The sequence below is a fragment of the Burkholderia sola genome (genome assembly GCF_905400185.1).
Taxonomy (GTDB): Bacteria; Pseudomonadota; Gammaproteobacteria; order Burkholderiales; family Burkholderiaceae; genus Burkholderia; species Burkholderia sola.
On the sequence record NZ_FR989675.1, the window covers coordinates 2,253,760 to 2,268,928 of the forward strand.

The 15,169-nt window shown below is 68.3% G+C and carries 11 protein-coding genes; 6 read left to right on the forward strand and 5 right to left on the reverse strand.

Annotated features, from left to right (window positions below; genetic code table 11):
• Positions 1-18: 18 nt before the first annotated feature.
• The 5 genes from def to KR541_RS10345 form a co-directional block, all read right to left on the reverse strand.
• On the reverse strand, positions 19-552 hold the full coding sequence (gene def / locus KR541_RS10325; protein ID WP_050012904.1) for a peptide deformylase: 534 nt from the start codon (positions 550-552) through the stop codon (positions 19-21).
• Entirely contained in the window at positions 549-2,624 is a 2,076-nt protein-coding gene (ligA, locus tag KR541_RS10330) for an NAD-dependent DNA ligase LigA (RefSeq protein WP_050012905.1), read from the reverse strand. Before ligA ends, def begins: the two co-directional genes overlap by 4 nt.
• Before the next feature lie 166 nt (positions 2,625-2,790).
• Positions 2,791-4,077: a cell division protein ZipA C-terminal FtsZ-binding domain-containing protein gene (locus tag KR541_RS10335; protein WP_050012906.1), complete on the reverse strand. Its 1,287-nt coding sequence runs from the start codon at positions 4,075-4,077 to the stop codon at positions 2,791-2,793.
• A gap of 85 nt (positions 4,078-4,162) precedes the next feature.
• Entirely contained in the window at positions 4,163-7,789 is a 3,627-nt protein-coding gene (gene smc / locus KR541_RS10340) for a chromosome segregation protein SMC (protein ID WP_373452492.1), read from the reverse strand.
• Positions 7,790-7,814: 25 nt separating this feature from the next.
• A complete protein-coding gene (locus KR541_RS10345) occupies positions 7,815-8,756 on the reverse strand; it encodes a DMT family transporter (RefSeq protein ID WP_050012908.1) in 942 nt (313 codons plus the stop codon).
• A gap of 158 nt (positions 8,757-8,914) precedes the next feature.
• Here KR541_RS10345 and dapC point away from each other — a divergent pair, with 158 nt between their 5' ends.
• The 6 genes from dapC to cls all read left to right on the forward strand — a co-directional run bounded on the left by dapC (position 8,915) and on the right by cls (position 15,156).
• Positions 8,915-10,162 (forward strand): succinyldiaminopimelate transaminase, encoded by a 1,248-nt coding sequence (gene dapC, locus KR541_RS10350; protein ID WP_050012909.1) that lies wholly within the window; start codon positions 8,915-8,917, stop codon positions 10,160-10,162.
• A 45-nt stretch (positions 10,163-10,207) separates the two neighbouring features.
• Positions 10,208-11,035 carry a 2,3,4,5-tetrahydropyridine-2,6-dicarboxylate N-succinyltransferase gene (dapD, locus tag KR541_RS10355; RefSeq protein WP_050012910.1) on the forward strand — a complete coding sequence of 276 codons (828 nt, stop codon included), beginning with the start codon at positions 10,208-10,210 and terminating at the stop codon, positions 11,033-11,035.
• A complete protein-coding gene (locus KR541_RS10360; protein WP_050012911.1) occupies positions 11,035-11,403 on the forward strand; it encodes an ArsC family reductase in 369 nt (122 codons plus the stop codon). The genes dapD and KR541_RS10360 overlap by 1 nt, the downstream gene beginning before the upstream one ends.
• A 123-nt stretch (positions 11,404-11,526) precedes the next feature.
• The gene (gene dapE, locus KR541_RS10365; protein ID WP_050012912.1) at positions 11,527-12,666 is read left to right on the forward strand and encodes a succinyl-diaminopimelate desuccinylase; all 1,140 of its coding nucleotides are present in this window, start codon (positions 11,527-11,529) and stop codon (positions 12,664-12,666) included.
• Between the two features lie 11 nt (positions 12,667-12,677).
• Entirely contained in the window at positions 12,678-13,586 is a 909-nt protein-coding gene (gene prmB, locus KR541_RS10370) for a 50S ribosomal protein L3 N(5)-glutamine methyltransferase (RefSeq protein ID WP_050012913.1), read from the forward strand.
• Positions 13,587-13,716: 130 nt separating this feature from the next.
• On the forward strand, positions 13,717-15,156 hold the full coding sequence (gene cls, locus KR541_RS10375; RefSeq protein WP_050012914.1) for a cardiolipin synthase: 1,440 nt from the start codon (positions 13,717-13,719) through the stop codon (positions 15,154-15,156).
• Positions 15,157-15,169: the final 13 nt, after the last annotated feature.

Consider the following 15,169-nt stretch of genomic DNA (forward strand, 5'->3'; position numbering starts at 1 on the left):
CTGTGCGAGCGCGACCGATCAATCGTCGTCGGCCGGGTCGAGCCCCGGGAACAGCACCTCGGTGAAACCGAAGCGCGTGAAGTCGGTGATCCGCATCGGATACAGCTTGCCGATCAGGTGATCGTACTCATGCTGGACCACGCGCGCATGGAACCCTTCGGCGATACGATCGATCTTCTGGCCGAACTGGTCGAAGCCGCTGTAGCGCACCTTCGCGTAGCGGCTGACGACGCCGCGCATGCCCGGCACCGACAGGCAGCCTTCCCAGCCCTCTTCCATGTCCGGCGGCAAGTACTCGACCTTCGGGTTGATCAGCACGGTCTCCGGCACCGGCGGCGCATCCGGGTAGCGGTTGTTGTTGCCGAAGCCGAAGATGATGATCTGCAGCCCGATGCCGATCTGCGGCGCGGCGAGCCCCGCGCCGTTCGCGTGATGCATCGTCTCGAACATGTCCGCGACGATCTCGTGCAGCTCGGGTGTATCGAACCGCTCGACCGGCTGGGCGATTTCGAGCAGGCGCGGATCGCCCATCTTCAGGATCTCGCGAATCATGGCGTATTGCCCTCCAGGAGTTGGTGCAGACCATCTTCGTCCAGCACGGGGATGCCGAGTTCCTCGGCCTTCGCGAGCTTGCTGCCGGCTTCGGCGCCCGCGACCACGTAATCCGTCTTCTTCGATACCGAACCGGCCACCTTGGCGCCCGCCGCTTCGAGCATCTCCTTCGCCGCATCGCGCGTGAGATTCGGCAGCGTGCCCGTCAGCACGACCGTCTTGCCGGCCAGCACGCCCTGCGGCGCCTTCGGCGCGGGCGGCCCTTCCGGCCACGTGACCTTGCCGGGCGCGCGCAACTGCTCGATCACCGTGCGGTTGTGCTCTTCCGCGAAGAACTGGTGAATCGACTCGGCGACGATCGGCCCGACGTCGTTCACTTCGAGCAGTTCCTCGATCGACGCGTCCATGATCGGCGTCAGCGAGCCGAAATGCTTCGCGAGATCCTTCGCGGTCGATTCGCCGACATGACGGATGCCGAGCCCGTAGATGAAGCGCGCGAGCGTCGTATGCTTCGCCTTCTCGAGCGAATCGAGCAGATTCTGCGCGGACTTCTCCGCGAACCGGTCGAGCTCGGCCAGCGTCGCGAAACCGAGATTGAACAGGTCGGCCGGCGTACGCACGAGATTCAGCTCGACGAGCTGGTCGATGATCTTCTCGCCGAGGCCGTCGATGTCGAGCGCGCGGCGCTGCGCGAAATGCCACAGCGCCTGCTTGCGCTGCGCCGGGCAGAACAGCCCGCCCGTGCAGCGCGCGATCGCCTCGTCCGGCAGGCGCTCGATCTTCGAGCCGCACACCGGGCATTCGGTCGGCATCACGAATTCGGCCGCGTCCGCCGGGCGCCGGTCGAGCAGCGCGCCGACGACTTCCGGAATCACGTCGCCCGCGCGGCGCACGATCACGGTGTCGCCGATCCGGATGTCCTTGCGGCGCACTTCGTCCTCGTTGTGCAGCGTCGCATTGGTCACGGTCGCGCCGCCGACGAACACCGGCTCGAGACGCGCGACCGGCGTGATCGCGCCGGTGCGGCCGACCTGCACGTCGATCGCGACGAGCTTCGTCAGCGCTTCCTGCGCGGGGAACTTGTGCGCGAGCGCGAAGCGCGGCGCACGCGACACGAAGCCGAGCCGCTCCTGCTCGTCGCGCCGGTTGACCTTGTAGACGACGCCATCGATGTCGTACGGCAGCGACTCGCGCTTCTCGCCGACCTTGCGGAAGAAGTCGAGCAAGCCTTCGGCGCCGTGCACGACCGCACGCTCGCGGTTCACCGGCAGGCCGAACGCCTCGTACCAGTCGAGCAGCGCGCTGTGCGTGTCGGGCATCGGCATCCCGTCGAGCACGCCGATCCCGTACGCGAAGAACGACAGCGGCCGCTGCGCGGTGATCTTCGAGTCGAGCTGGCGCAGGCTGCCGGCCGCCGCGTTGCGCGGGTTCGCGAATTCGCGCTGCTCGGCCGCGCGCTGGCGTTCGTTCAGGCGTGCGAAATCGCGCTTGAACATCAGCACCTCGCCGCGCACGTCGAGCACGGCCGGCACGTGCTTGCCCTTCAGCTTCAGCGGAATCGAGCGGATCGTGCGCACGTTCTCGGTCACGTCCTCGCCCGTCGTCCCGTCGCCGCGCGTCGCGGCCTGCACGAACACGCCTTGCTCGTAGCGCAGCGAAATCGCGAGGCCGTCGAACTTCAGTTCGCACGCGTATTCGACGGGGTCCGTCACCGAGCCGGCGAGATCGGTCGTCTTCGCGAGCGCGTCGGCGACGCGCTTGTCGAACGCGACGATGTCCTCGTCGGCGAAGCCGTTGTTCAGCGACAGCATCGGCGCATCGTGGACGACGGGCGTGAAGCCGTCGGCCGCTTCGCCGCCGACGCGCTGCGTCGGCGAATCGGGCGTCACGAGTTCGGGATGGTCGGTTTCGAGCTGCTGCAGCTCACGGAACAGCCGGTCGTATTCGGCGTCGGGCAGATCCGGCTGGTCGAGCACGTAATAGGCGTGGTTCGCCCGCTCGAGTTGGTCGCGCAGCCATGCGGCGCGCGCGTCGGGCTGGCTGGCTGGCGGTTCGGCTTGGGTTCGGGCCATGCTGGCGGCAGAGTCGTTCTGAAAAAAATCGGATGCCCGATTATCTCAGTTTGACGCCGCGGCGGGGCACGCAATGCGGGCCCGATGACGTGCTGCAGCGCACACCGGGCGGTGTGCGCCGCGGCGACGGACGACGGCACCCACGCGCGCCGTCCGCGCGATCGCGTTACTGGCTGAACAGGCGGCGCGTGACTGGCGAACCGGCCGGGATGCCGGCTTCCTCGAGCTTCGCGTACAGCTTCATCAGCTGCTGCTCGATCGCGAGCAGCGTCGACTCCGGCAGCGGCCGGCGCGAATCGTCGACGACGCGTGCGCCGATCCGCTCGGACAGCGACTTCGCGTAATCGCACATCAGCCGGAACGGCAGGATGTCCTCTTCGGCCACCGGCACGTCGAGCACCAGCGTGATCATGTTGCCGCCCTTGTACGTCAGGTCGTCGCGCAGGAAGTTCGTATCGCCGAACTGCAGCATGAACACCGGATTCTGCTTCGCGTCGAGCTTCACGAAGCGCGTGCCGTCGCGCGACAGCAGCAGCCCGTCCTGCGACGCGACCGCCTGCACGTAGTTCGCGGACCACGGCGCGCCGTCCGACATCACGTTGATCGACAGTTGCGCGTCGCACTGCGCGGCAAACGCGTCGAGCTCGCGCGCCATCGCGACCGTTTCCATCATGTCGGGGAATTCCGGCGCGCCGTCGATCGCGTCGGCGAACTGCTGGACGCCCGTCACGAACTCGGAGAATTCGAGCTCGTTCAGCGCGCCGCTGCGGTTCGCGAGCTGCGCGGCCGCGCGCAGCTCATCGTAGCGCACGCCGTTCTGCAACAGCTCCCACTGGCCGCCTTCCGGCTTGCCTTCGATGTGCACTGGCTTGCTGCCCGCGCGGCGCAGCCGCTGCGCGACCGGCAGGATCTTGTCGCCCGGCAGCGGCCCGGTGAGGCGGATCGGCACGATGCAGTCGATCCGGCGATCGACGATCGCCGGCGGCGCCGACGAGACCGTCGTCGCGGCCGGCATCACCGGTTCGGTTGGGCCGGCCGGTTCGGCCGCCGCTTCGTGCGCGGCGGCGGGCACGGCTGCTTCGCCGACAGCCGGTTCGCTCGATTCGGACGACGTATCGGCCCCCGTCGCCTCGGCCTGCAGGTCGGCCGGCGTATCGGCCGGCGCCGCGCCGCCGGCGGCCCCGCCGAACGTCGGCTCGACACGCGCCGCTTCGGTCGCAGCAGCAGCGGCCGCGACAGGTGCCGCAGGCTCGCGGCGCACCGGCTGACGCACCGGTTCGATGAACGGCAACTCTTCGTCACGCTCGGGGCGGTTCATCGCCTCGGCTGCTTCCTCCGGCATCGGGCGCGGCATCCTGCGCCGCACTTTCGCGCCCTGCCATGCGTTGTAGACCACGACGCCGCCTACCACGACGGCGCCCGCGCCGATCAAACCGAGTGTCAACTCGTCCATGCACGCTCCATCAGCAATTCTTTTTCGTCGGGACCGCGAACGGGCGCCCATGCGCCGCGCGAACGCGGTCCGGTTTCGTCAAACGTCAATTCTGGGCAAAACCCGCGGCGGTTTCCATGTCCACCGCGACGATCCGCGACACGCCCTGCTCCTGCATCGTCACGCCGATCAGCTGCTGCGCCATTTCCATCGCGATCTTGTTGTGCGAGATGAACAGGAACTGCGTCTTGTCGGACATCGCGCGGACCAGATTCGCGAAACGCTCGGTGTTCGCGTCGTCCAGCGGCGCGTCGACCTCGTCGAGCAGACAGAACGGCGCCGGGTTCAGCTGGAACATCGCGAACACCAGCGCGGTCGCGGTCAGCGCTTTCTCGCCGCCCGACAGCAGGTGAATCGTCGCGTTCTTCTTGCCGGGCGGCTGCGCCATCACCTGCACGCCGGCGTCGAGAATCTCGTCGCCCGTCATGATCAGCTTCGCCTGGCCGCCGCCGAACAGGCGCGGGAACAGATCGCTGAAATGACGATTGACCTCGTCGAAGGTGCCCTGCAGCAGCGTGCGGGTTTCCTGGTCGATCTTGTGGATCGCGTCCTCGAGCGTCGTGATCGCGTCGATCAGGTCGGCCGATTGCGCGTCGAGGAACACCTTGCGCTCGCTCGCGGCCTTCAGCTCGTCGAGCGCGGCCATGTTCACGGGGCCGAGCGCGTTGATTGCGTTGTTCAGGCGCGTGACTTCGCCCTGCAGGTACGACGGCTTGAGATCCGGCGTCAGCTTCGCGGCCAGCGCGACCTCGTCGACCTCGGCGGTCGCGAGCTGCTCGGCGAACTGCTCGACGGACAGGCGCGCGGCCTGCTCCTTCAGCTGCAGCTCGGTGATGCGGTCGCGCAGCGGCTGCAGCGAACGTTCGGCGACGAGCCGCTGCTCGTCCGACGCACGCAGCTTTGCGGTGAGATCGTCGAGCTCGATCCGCGCGGCCTGCAGCGCTTCTTCCTTCACCGCGCGAATCTCGAGCGCGTCCTGCAGGCCCGTGTGCGCGGTCTGCTCGTTGATCGTCTCGAGTTCGGCGCGCGCGTCTTCGAGCGACGCGGCGACGCGCTCGCTCTGCTCGTGCGCGACCTGGATCGTGCGCTTGAGCTCGTCGATCCGCGTCACCGCGTTGCGTGCGGCGAAGCGCGCATCGTTCGCGCCGCGCTCCAGGTCGCGCGCTTCCTGACGCGCCTGCGTCAGCGATTCGTCGAGCGACTCGAACGCGAGCTGGTTGTCCTCGAAGCGCGCCTGCAGTTCCGCGAGCTCGCCGTCGAAGCGCTCGAAATTCGCTTCCGACTCCGCGCGCAAGGCACGCTGCTCCTCGATCTGCGCGCCGATTTCCTCGAGCTCCTCGCGGATCTGCGTGCTGCGCTGCGTATAGCGTTCGTGCGCCTGCGCGAGCTTCAGCACATCCATCTGCAGCGCATGCACGCGCTGCGTCGCGCGTTCGGCCTGCGCGCGCACGTCGCCGAGCGCCTGCGTGGCCTGCGTGTGCGCGGCTTCCGCCCGCACGGCGGCCGTGCGCGCCTCGTCGGCGAGCAGCGCCTGCGCGCGCACCTGACGCGTCAGGTTTTCGATTTCCTGCTGACGGGCCAGCATCCCGGCCTGCTCCGAATCGGCCGCGTACAGCTGCACGCCGACCCGCGTGACGATATGGCCGGCCTTGACGACGAACGCGCCACCCGCCGGCAGTTGCGCGCGCGTCGCGAGCGCCTGCGCGACGTCGTCGGCGACGTACACGTTGCCGAGCCAGTCGTTCAGCACCGCGCGGATGCCCGCGTCGTCGATGCGCACCAGCGACAGCACCGGACTCAGCCCGGCCACGGCAGCGGGCGGTTCGCCGGCCGCGGGCGGCGCGTAGAACGCGAGCTTCGCGGGCGGCGCATCCGTCGCGAATGCCTTCACCCAGTCGAGATTCGACACTTCGAGCGCGGCAAGGCGCTCACGCAGCACGGCCTCGAGCGCCGCTTCCCAGCCGGCCTCGACGTGCAGCTTCTTCCACAGACGCGGCAACGCGCCGAGCTCGTGCTTGTCGAGCCACGGCTGGATCTTGCCTTCGGTCTGCACGTTGTCCTGCAGCTGTTTCAGCGCGGCGAGGCGCGCTTCGAGCTGGTGGATCTGCGCGGCTTCGGCCTGCACGCGCTCCTGCGCGGCGCGGCGTTCGCCGTCGAGACGCGGCACCGTTTCCTGCGCGTCGGCAAGACGCGCCTGCGCTTCCGCGAGAATCTCTTCCTGCTCGGCCAACTGCATGCGCAGTTCTTCGAGCTGCGTCTCGTCCGGCGCGTCGAGCCCGCCCGCTTCGCTCTTCAGGCGCTCGTTGCGCTGCTGAAGCTGCTGGAGCTGCTGGTCGGCGTTGCGCTGGTGCGCGGCTTCGAGCTTCAGCGACTGCTCGGTCTGCGCGATCCGCGCGCGCTCATCGTTGAGCTGCGCCTGCGCGTCGCGCCACTTCGCTTCGAGCGCCGGCAGCGCATCGTGCTTCGCGGCCGCGTTGTCTTCGGCGAGCGCGGCCTTCTCGTCGGCCATCGCGCGCGCCTCTTCGGCTTCCTCGAGCTCGTCCTGCGACTTCTCGGCCTGCGCGCGCCACTGCTCGCGCTGCGCGTTCAGCGCGGCGATCTGCGCCTGCACGCGATTGCGCGATTCGACGATGAACTTGATCTCGGCTTCGAGGCGGCTCACCTCGGCGTTCGCCTCGTAGAGCGCGCCCTGCGCGCCCTGCATCGCGTCGCTCGCCGAGTAGTGCGCGACGCGCAGCGTCTCGAGCTGCGCCTCGACTTCGCGCAGCTTCGCCGTCTGCGCCTCGAGGTCGATCTGCGCCTGTTCGATCGCACGCTGCTGCTTCTGCTGCTCGCCCGCGGCCTCGTTCTTGCGCAGCAGCCACAGCAGGCGCTGCTTCTCCTCGCCGTCGGCGACGAGTTCCTTGTACTTGGTCGCGACCACCGCCTGCGCCTCGAGCTTTTCGAGGTTCGCGCCGAGTTCGCGGACGATGTCCTCGACGCGCGTCAGGTTCTCGCGCGTGTCGTGCAGGCGGTTCTCGGTTTCGCGACGGCGTTCCTTGTACTTCGACACGCCGGCGGCTTCCTCGAGGAACACGCGCAGCTCTTCCGGCTTCGCCTCGATGATCCGCGCGATCATGCCCTGCCCGATGATCGCGTACGCACGCGGCCCGAGGCCGGTGCCGAGGAAGATGTCCTGGATGTCGCGGCGGCGCGCCGGCAGGTTGTTGATGTAGTAGCTCGACGTGCCGTCGCGCGTCAGCACGCGCTTCACGGCGATTTCGCCGTACTGGCCCCACTGCCCGGCCGCGCGGCCGTCGGAGTTGTCGAAGATCAGTTCGACGCTGGCCCGGCTGCCGGGCTTGCGGGCGGTCGAACCGTTGAAGATCACGTCCTGCATCGATTCGCCGCGCAGCTCGGACGCGCGCGACTCGCCGAGCACCCAGCGCACGGCATCGATGATGTTGGACTTGCCGCATCCGTTCGGGCCGACCACGCCGACAAGCTGGCCCGGAACCTGGAAATGCGTGGGATCGACGAAGGATTTGAAGCCAGCGAGTTTGATCGAGCTCAGACGCACGGCGGTATCGGATGTGAAGAAGGTGTGAAACGGACGGGGCCGCACGGCGCGGGGCCGGAGAGCCCCTGCGCGCCACACGCCCCGGAATTCAAAAACGGGGCCGCGCGCATCCAGCGTTGGGCCCCGCAAACGGCTTCCATCATACCATCGCGCGTGAGCCGTCCCGCCCGTCGCCGGGTTTGTCCGGTGCCGGCGCGGCGCGATGGACCCGGCTCGACAGCAGCGTCGCCAGCACGATGCACGCGCCGCCCGCCCACTCGCGCGCGCTCGGCAGCTCGTTCGCGAACACCCACGCGGACAGCGCGGTGATCACGATCTCGAACAGCATGATGATCGACGCGCGGTTCGCCGGCACGCGCGCGAGGCCGTACTGGACGAGCAGGTTGTTCGACGCCATCGTCACGCCGATCGCGGCGATGATCAGCGCGGCCACGCCCAACTGGTCGCTCGCCGGCGCGGCCGGCAGCCCTTCGAACAGCGACGCGATCGCGCCGAACACGGCCGCGCCGCCGAACAGCGTCGCGGTGCGCATCTCCGCGCGCATGTCGGGCAGCTCGCGGCTCGCCTTGATCACCAGCACGTTGCTCATCGCGAAGCTGAGCCCGGCCGCGAGGCCGGCCCATTCGGCCGGGTTGGCCGGCAGCGGCAAGCCGAGCGCCGGCGACCACAGCATCAGCATCGCGCCGCCGATCGACAGCGCCGCGAGCCCGGCGCCGGCCCAGGTCAGCCGTTCGCGCAGCAGGAAATGCGCGTAGATCGCGGTCCAGGCCGGCGTCAGGTAGAACAGCAGCATCACGCGCAGCACCTCGCCGTGGATCGTGCCCCAGACGAACCCGAGATTCGTCACGCCGGCCGTCACCGCGATGCCCGGCAGCACCCAGTGCCAGCGCAGCGTCGCGATCGTGCGGTGCCGCGCGACGATCACGAACAGGAACGCAACGAGGCTCGTCAGCGCGCTGGCCAGCGTGCCCGTCACGCCGAGCGACGCGAGGATCCGCAGCGGATACCAGATCAGGCCCCATACCGACGCGCCAATCAGGATGGCCAGCGTCGGCAGGCTGCCGCGTACCGCGTTGTTCATTTGGTTCGATACCCTTTATTCGACCGCCCCGGCCGCCGTTCCGGCAGGCCGTGACCGCATTCCGTCACGCTATAATCGTCCATTGCGAACCGCGCGCCCCGGCGCCCGTTCGCAGCCGCGCGGCGCGCCCGCCGCTTCTTTCGCTCCAACCGGCCGCGATGGCCGCTTCGCCCGTGAACCCTCGACTCGACTCGCTCCAGCCCTATCCCTTCGAAAAGCTGCGCGCCCTGTTCAAGGACGTGACGCCCGGTGCCGGTACGCCTTCCGGCAACCTGAAACCGATCAGCTTCGGCATCGGCGAGCCCAAGCACGCGACGCCGGCGCTGATCCGCGACGCCGTGGTGGCCGCGCTCGACGGCCTCGCGTCGTACCCGGCCACCGCCGGCTCGGATGCGCTGCGCACGTCGATCGCGCGCTGGCTCGAACGCCGCTACGGACTGCCGGCGATCGATGCGGCCACGCAGGTGCTGCCGGTGTCGGGTTCGCGCGAGGCGCTGTTCTCGCTCGCGCAGACCGTGATCGACGCGCGGCCGCGCGCGGACGGCAAGAAGGCGATCGTACTCTGTCCGAATCCCTTCTATCAAATTTACGAAGGCGCGGCGCTGCTGGCCGGTGCCGAACCCTATTTCGCGAACAGCGACCCGGCCCGCAACTTCGCGTGCGACTACGCGGCCGTGCCCGAGGAAGTGTGGGCGCGCACGCAGCTGCTGTACGTGTGCTCGCCGGGCAACCCGACCGGCGCCGTGCTGACGCTCGACGACTGGCGCGAGCTGTTCGTGCTGTCCGACCGCCACGGCTTCGTGATCGCGTCCGACGAGTGCTATTCGGAAATCTATTTCGACGAAGCGGCGCCGCCGCTCGGCGGTCTTGAAGCCGCGCACCGCCTCGGCCGTGGCTTCGAACGACTCGTGATGCTGTCGAGCCTGTCGAAGCGCTCGAACGTGCCGGGCATGCGCTCGGGCTTCGTCGCCGGCGACGCCGCGCTGCTCAAGAAATTCCTGCTGTACCGCACGTACCACGGCGCCGCGCTGTCGCCGGTCTGGCAGCACGCGAGCATCGCCGCGTGGAACGACGAGACGCACGTGCGCGAGAACCGCGCGCTGTACGTGCAGAAGTTCAATACGGTCACGCCGATGCTCGCCGATGTGATCGACGTGAAGCTGCCCGACGCCGCGTTCTACCTGTGGGCCAACGTCGCGCGCACCGGCCTGTCGGACACCGAGTTCGCCCGTCGCCTGTACGCCGACTATAATGTGACGGTTCTGCCCGGCTCGTACCTGGCGCGCGATGCGCACGGCACGAACCCGGGCCGCGATTTCATCCGGATCGCGCTCGTCGCGGGCACCCCCGAATGCGTCGAGGGCGCGCAACGCATCGTCGATTTCTGCCGCGCTCTCGCGCGGTAAGACGTCCATCCCGATCAATTCCATCCATCTCCTGCGAAAACGAACATGTCGCAACAACTTCAGCAAATCATCGACACCGCCTGGGAAAACCGCGCCGAGCTGTCGCCGAAGGCCGCGCCCGCCGACGTCCGCGAGGCCGTCGCTCACGCGATCGAGCAACTCGACAAGGGTGCGCTGCGCGTCGCCGAGAAAATCGACGGCCACTGGACGGTCCACCAGTGGCTGAAGAAGGCCGTGCTGCTGTCGTTCCGCCTGGAGGACAACGCGCCGATGCCGGCCGGCGGCTACTCGCAGTTCTACGACAAGGTGCCGTCGAAGTTCGCGAACTACACGGCCGAAGACTTCGCCGCGGGCGGCTTCCGCGTCGTGCCGCCGGCCATCGCGCGCCGCGGCTCGTTCATCGCGAAGAACGTCGTGCTGATGCCGTCGTACACCAACATCGGCGCGTACGTCGACGAAGGCACGATGGTCGACACGTGGGCGACGGTCGGTTCGTGCGCGCAGATCGGCAAGAACGTGCACCTGTCGGGCGGCGTCGGCATCGGCGGCGTGCTCGAGCCGCTGCAGGCGAACCCGGTCATCATCGAAGACAACTGCTTCATTGGCGCGCGCTCGGAAGTCGTCGAAGGCGTGATCGTCGAGGAGAACTCGGTGATCTCGATGGGCGTGTACCTCGGCCAGAGCACCAAGATCTACGACCGCGAGACGGGCGAAGTCAGCTACGGCCGCATCCCGGCCGGCTCGGTCGTCGTCGCCGGCAACCTGCCGTCGAAGGACGGCTCGCACAGCCTGTACTGCGCGGTGATCGTCAAGAAGGTCGACGCGAAGACGCGTGCGAAGGTCGGCCTGAACGAGCTGCTGCGAGGCGACTGATGGCGAAGCCGCACACCGTGGTCGTCTACGGCATTCCGAACTGCGACACCGTGAAGAAGGCCCGCGTGTGGCTCGACGATCACGGCGTCGAGTTCGAGTTCCACGATTTCAAGAAGCTCGGCGTCAGCGCGCCGCTGATCGAAGACTGGCTGAAGGACGTGTCGCTCGACGCGCTCGTGAACAAGCGCGGCACCACGTGGCGCGGCCTGGACGACGGGATGAAGGCGGCCGCCGAAACGAAGACCGGCGCGGTCGCGCTGATGATCCACAAGCCATCGGTCATCAAGCGTCCCGTGCTCGTCGTCAACGGCCGCGTGAAATCGCTCGGGTTCGTGGCCGATCAATACGCGGCGCTGTTTGCCGCATAAGGCCGCCCGCGCCGCGCCTGCGGGCGTAGGGCCTGTTCACGCTAATAACGGGCTTGCGCTGGCCCGACGCCCTGTCGCTGCCGGCCACCGCGCCGGCATTTTTTATCGAAAGTGGTCCGAACCATGTCCGCCACCCTAGCCCTTACCGAACAGCTGATCGCCCGCGCGTCCGTGACGCCCGACGACCAGCACTGCCAGCAGATCATGACCGAGCGCCTCGCCGCGCTCGGCTTCGAATGCGAGACCATCGCGTCGCACGGCGTGACCAACCTGTGGGCCGTCAAGCGCGGCACCGGCGGCCGCGACGGCAAGCTGCTCGCGTTCGCGGGCCACACCGACGTCGTGCCGACCGGCCCGCTCGAACAGTGGACGTCGCCGCCGTTCATTCCCGCCCATCGCGACGGCAAGCTGTACGGCCGCGGCGCGGCCGACATGAAGACGTCGCTCGCGGCGTTCGTCGTCGCGTCCGAGGAATTCGTCGCGGCCCATCCCGACCACCGCGGCGCGATCGCGTTCCTGATCACGAGCGACGAGGAAGGCCCGGCCACCGACGGCACCGTGAAGGTCGTCGAACTGCTGCAGGCACGCGGCGAGCGGCTCGACTACTGCATCGTCGGCGAGCCGACGTCGAGCGCCGAGCTCGGCGACGTCGTCAAGAACGGCCGCCGCGGGTCGATGTCCGGCGAACTGGTCGTCAAGGGCGTGCAGGGCCACATCGCGTATCCGCACCTCGCGAAGAACCCGATCCACCTGCTCGCGCCGGCGCTCGCCGAGCTCGCCGCCGAGCAATGGGACGAAGGCAACGAATACTTCCCGCCGACCACCTGGCAGGTGTCGAACCTGCACGCCGGCACCGGTGCGACCAACGTGATCCCCGGCCACGCCGACCTGATGTTCAACTTCCGCTTCTCGACCGCGAGCACCGTCGAAGGCCTGCAGGCCCGCGTGCATGCGATCCTCGACAAGCATGGCCTCGAATACACGCTGAAGTGGTCGGTGAGCGGCCTGCCGTTCCTCACGCCGCGCGGCGAACTGTCGGGCGCGCTGGAAAACGCAATTCGCACCGAGACCGGCATCACGACCGAGCTATCGACGACGGGCGGCACGTCGGACGGCCGCTTCATCGCGCGCATCTGCCCGCAGGTGATCGAATTCGGCCCGCCGAACGGCAGCATCCACAAGATCGACGAGCACATCGAAGTGCGCTTCGTCGACCCGCTGAAGAACGTGTACCGACGCGTGCTCGAACAACTGATCGCCTGACGGAGCCTCGCATGACGACACCTTTTGCCACAGTTCGCGACCTGCTGCGCTACGCGGTCACGCGCTTCTCGAAAGCAAAGCTCGCGTTCGGCCACGGTTCCGACAACGCGTACGACGAAGCGGCCTACCTCGTGCTGCATACGCTCGACCTGCCGCTCGACACGCTCGAGCCGTTCCTCGACGCGCGCCTCTTGCCCGACGAAATCGCGGCCGTGCTCGCGGTGATCGAACGACGTGCGGCCGACCGCGTGCCGGCCGCGTACCTCACGCATGAAGCGTGGATGCATGGCCACCGTTTCTACGTCGACGAACGCGTGATCGTGCCGCGCTCATTCATCGGCGAATTGCTCGACGACGGGCTGCAGCCGTATGTCGCCGATCCCGAGCAGGTCGGCGCGGTGCTCGAACTGTGCACCGGCTCCGGCTGCCTCGCGATCCTCGCGGCGAGCGCGTTCCCGAACGCCGAGATCGACGCGGTCGACCTGTCGGACAAGGCGCTCGAAGTCGCGGAAATCAACGTGCGCGACTACGGCCTCGAAGACCGCATCGGGCTGCACCGCGGCGACCTTTACGCCCCGCTGCCCGCGTTCCGCACCGATCCCGACTCGCGCTACGACGTGATCCTGACGAACCCGCCGTACGTGAACGCCGCGTCGATGGCCGCGCTGCCGCCCGAATACCGGCACGAGCCGGAGATGGCGCTCGCCGGCGGCGACGACGGGATGGACATCGTGCGACGCATCGTCGCCGACGCGCACCGCTGGCTGCATGACGACGGCGTGCTCGTCGTCGAGATCGGCAACGAGCGCGAGCACGTCGAAGCGGCGTTCGGCGGCCTCGAGCTCACGTGGCTGCCCACCAGCGCGGGCGACGACGCCGTGTTCCTGATCCAGGCGTCGGACCTGCCCCGCAAGGGCTGAGCGTTCCGCCGGGACCGCCGTGCGGCGCACCATTGCGCCGCACGGTTGGGTAAGATGCGCGTAGGCGGCCGCCCGGCCGCACGACTTCGGGAGTCCCCTCGGGCGTCCCGCGGGAGTCCTTCAAGCGCCCATGACCCTCGACTGGCTACATCTCGGCACCCTGATCCTGACCATCCACGTGCTCGGGATCGTCGCGGCATGCCATGCAATCATGAACACGCGCACGTCGCAAGGCGCGATCGCGTGGGCCGTCTCGCTCACGGCCATGCCGTACCTGACGCTCGTTCCCTACCTGTTCCTCGGCCGCAGCAAATTCTCCGGCTACGTCGACGCCCGGCGCCACGAACTCGAAATGTTGCGCACGCACACACCGCGTTCGCCGTGGCGCGCGACCGACGCAACCGACGGGCCGGCCGCCGACGCGCTGGGGCAGGCTGCCGTGCTCGCGCTCACGCGGCTCGGCGGCATGCCGTTCCTCGGCGGCAATTCGGTGCGCACGCTCGTCAACGGCGACGCGACGTTCTCGGCCATCCTGTCGGCGATCGACGCCGCGCGCGACTACGTGCTCGTCCAGTTCTTCATCGTGCGCGACGATGCGCTCGGCCGGATGCTGCGCGACTCGCTGCTCGCGCGCGTGGCCGCCGGCGTACGCTGCTGCGTGCTGTACGACAGCATCGGCTGCTTCGACCTGCCGCACAGCTACGTCGACGCATTGCGCCGCGGCGGCGTCGAGGTCCATCCGTTCGCGACCAACCGGAAATTCGTCAACCGCTTCCAGCTGAACTTCCGCAACCATCGCAAGATCGTCGTCGTCGACGGCAATTGCGCGTTCGTCGGCGGCCACAACGTCGGCGTCGAATATCTCGGCGCGAATCCGCGCCTGTCGCCGTGGCGCGACACCCACATCGAGATACGCGGCCCCGTGGTGGCGAGCATCCAGTACGTGTTCGCCGAAGACTGGCACTGGGCGACGCAGAAGCTGCCGCCGATCGCGCTGCCGCCGCCCGCGCAGCCCGGCGACGGCATGCATTGCCTCGCGGTGCCGATGGGGCCCGCCGACAAGCAGGAAACCGGCTCGCTGTTCTTCGCCGAATCGATCAATGCCGCCCGCGAGCGGGTGTGGATCACCACGCCGTACCTCGTTCCCGACGAAGCCGTGGTGTCCGCGCTGAAGCTCGCCGTGATGCGCGGCGTCGACGTGCGCATCCTGATCCCGAGCCGGCGCGATCACTACGTCGTGTTCGAGGCGTCGAAGCTTTACGCGCGCGACCTCGTCGATGCGGGCGTGAAAGTGTTCCGCTACCGGCCCGGTTTCCTGCACCAGAAGGTCGTGCTGATCGACCGCATCGCGGCAGCAATCGGCAGCGCGAATCTCGACAACCGTTCGTTCCGCCTCAATTTCGAGGTCATGGTGCTGACCGTCGACCCGGCCTTCGCCGAGGAGGTCGAAACGATGCTCGACGCCGACTTCGCTCAGGCGTACGAGGTGGACGCGGACGAATACCGGCAGTCGCCCGCCTGGCGGCGCATCGCGATGCACGTCGCGCGGCTGTTCGCACCGATCCTGTAACGGCGCCGCGACG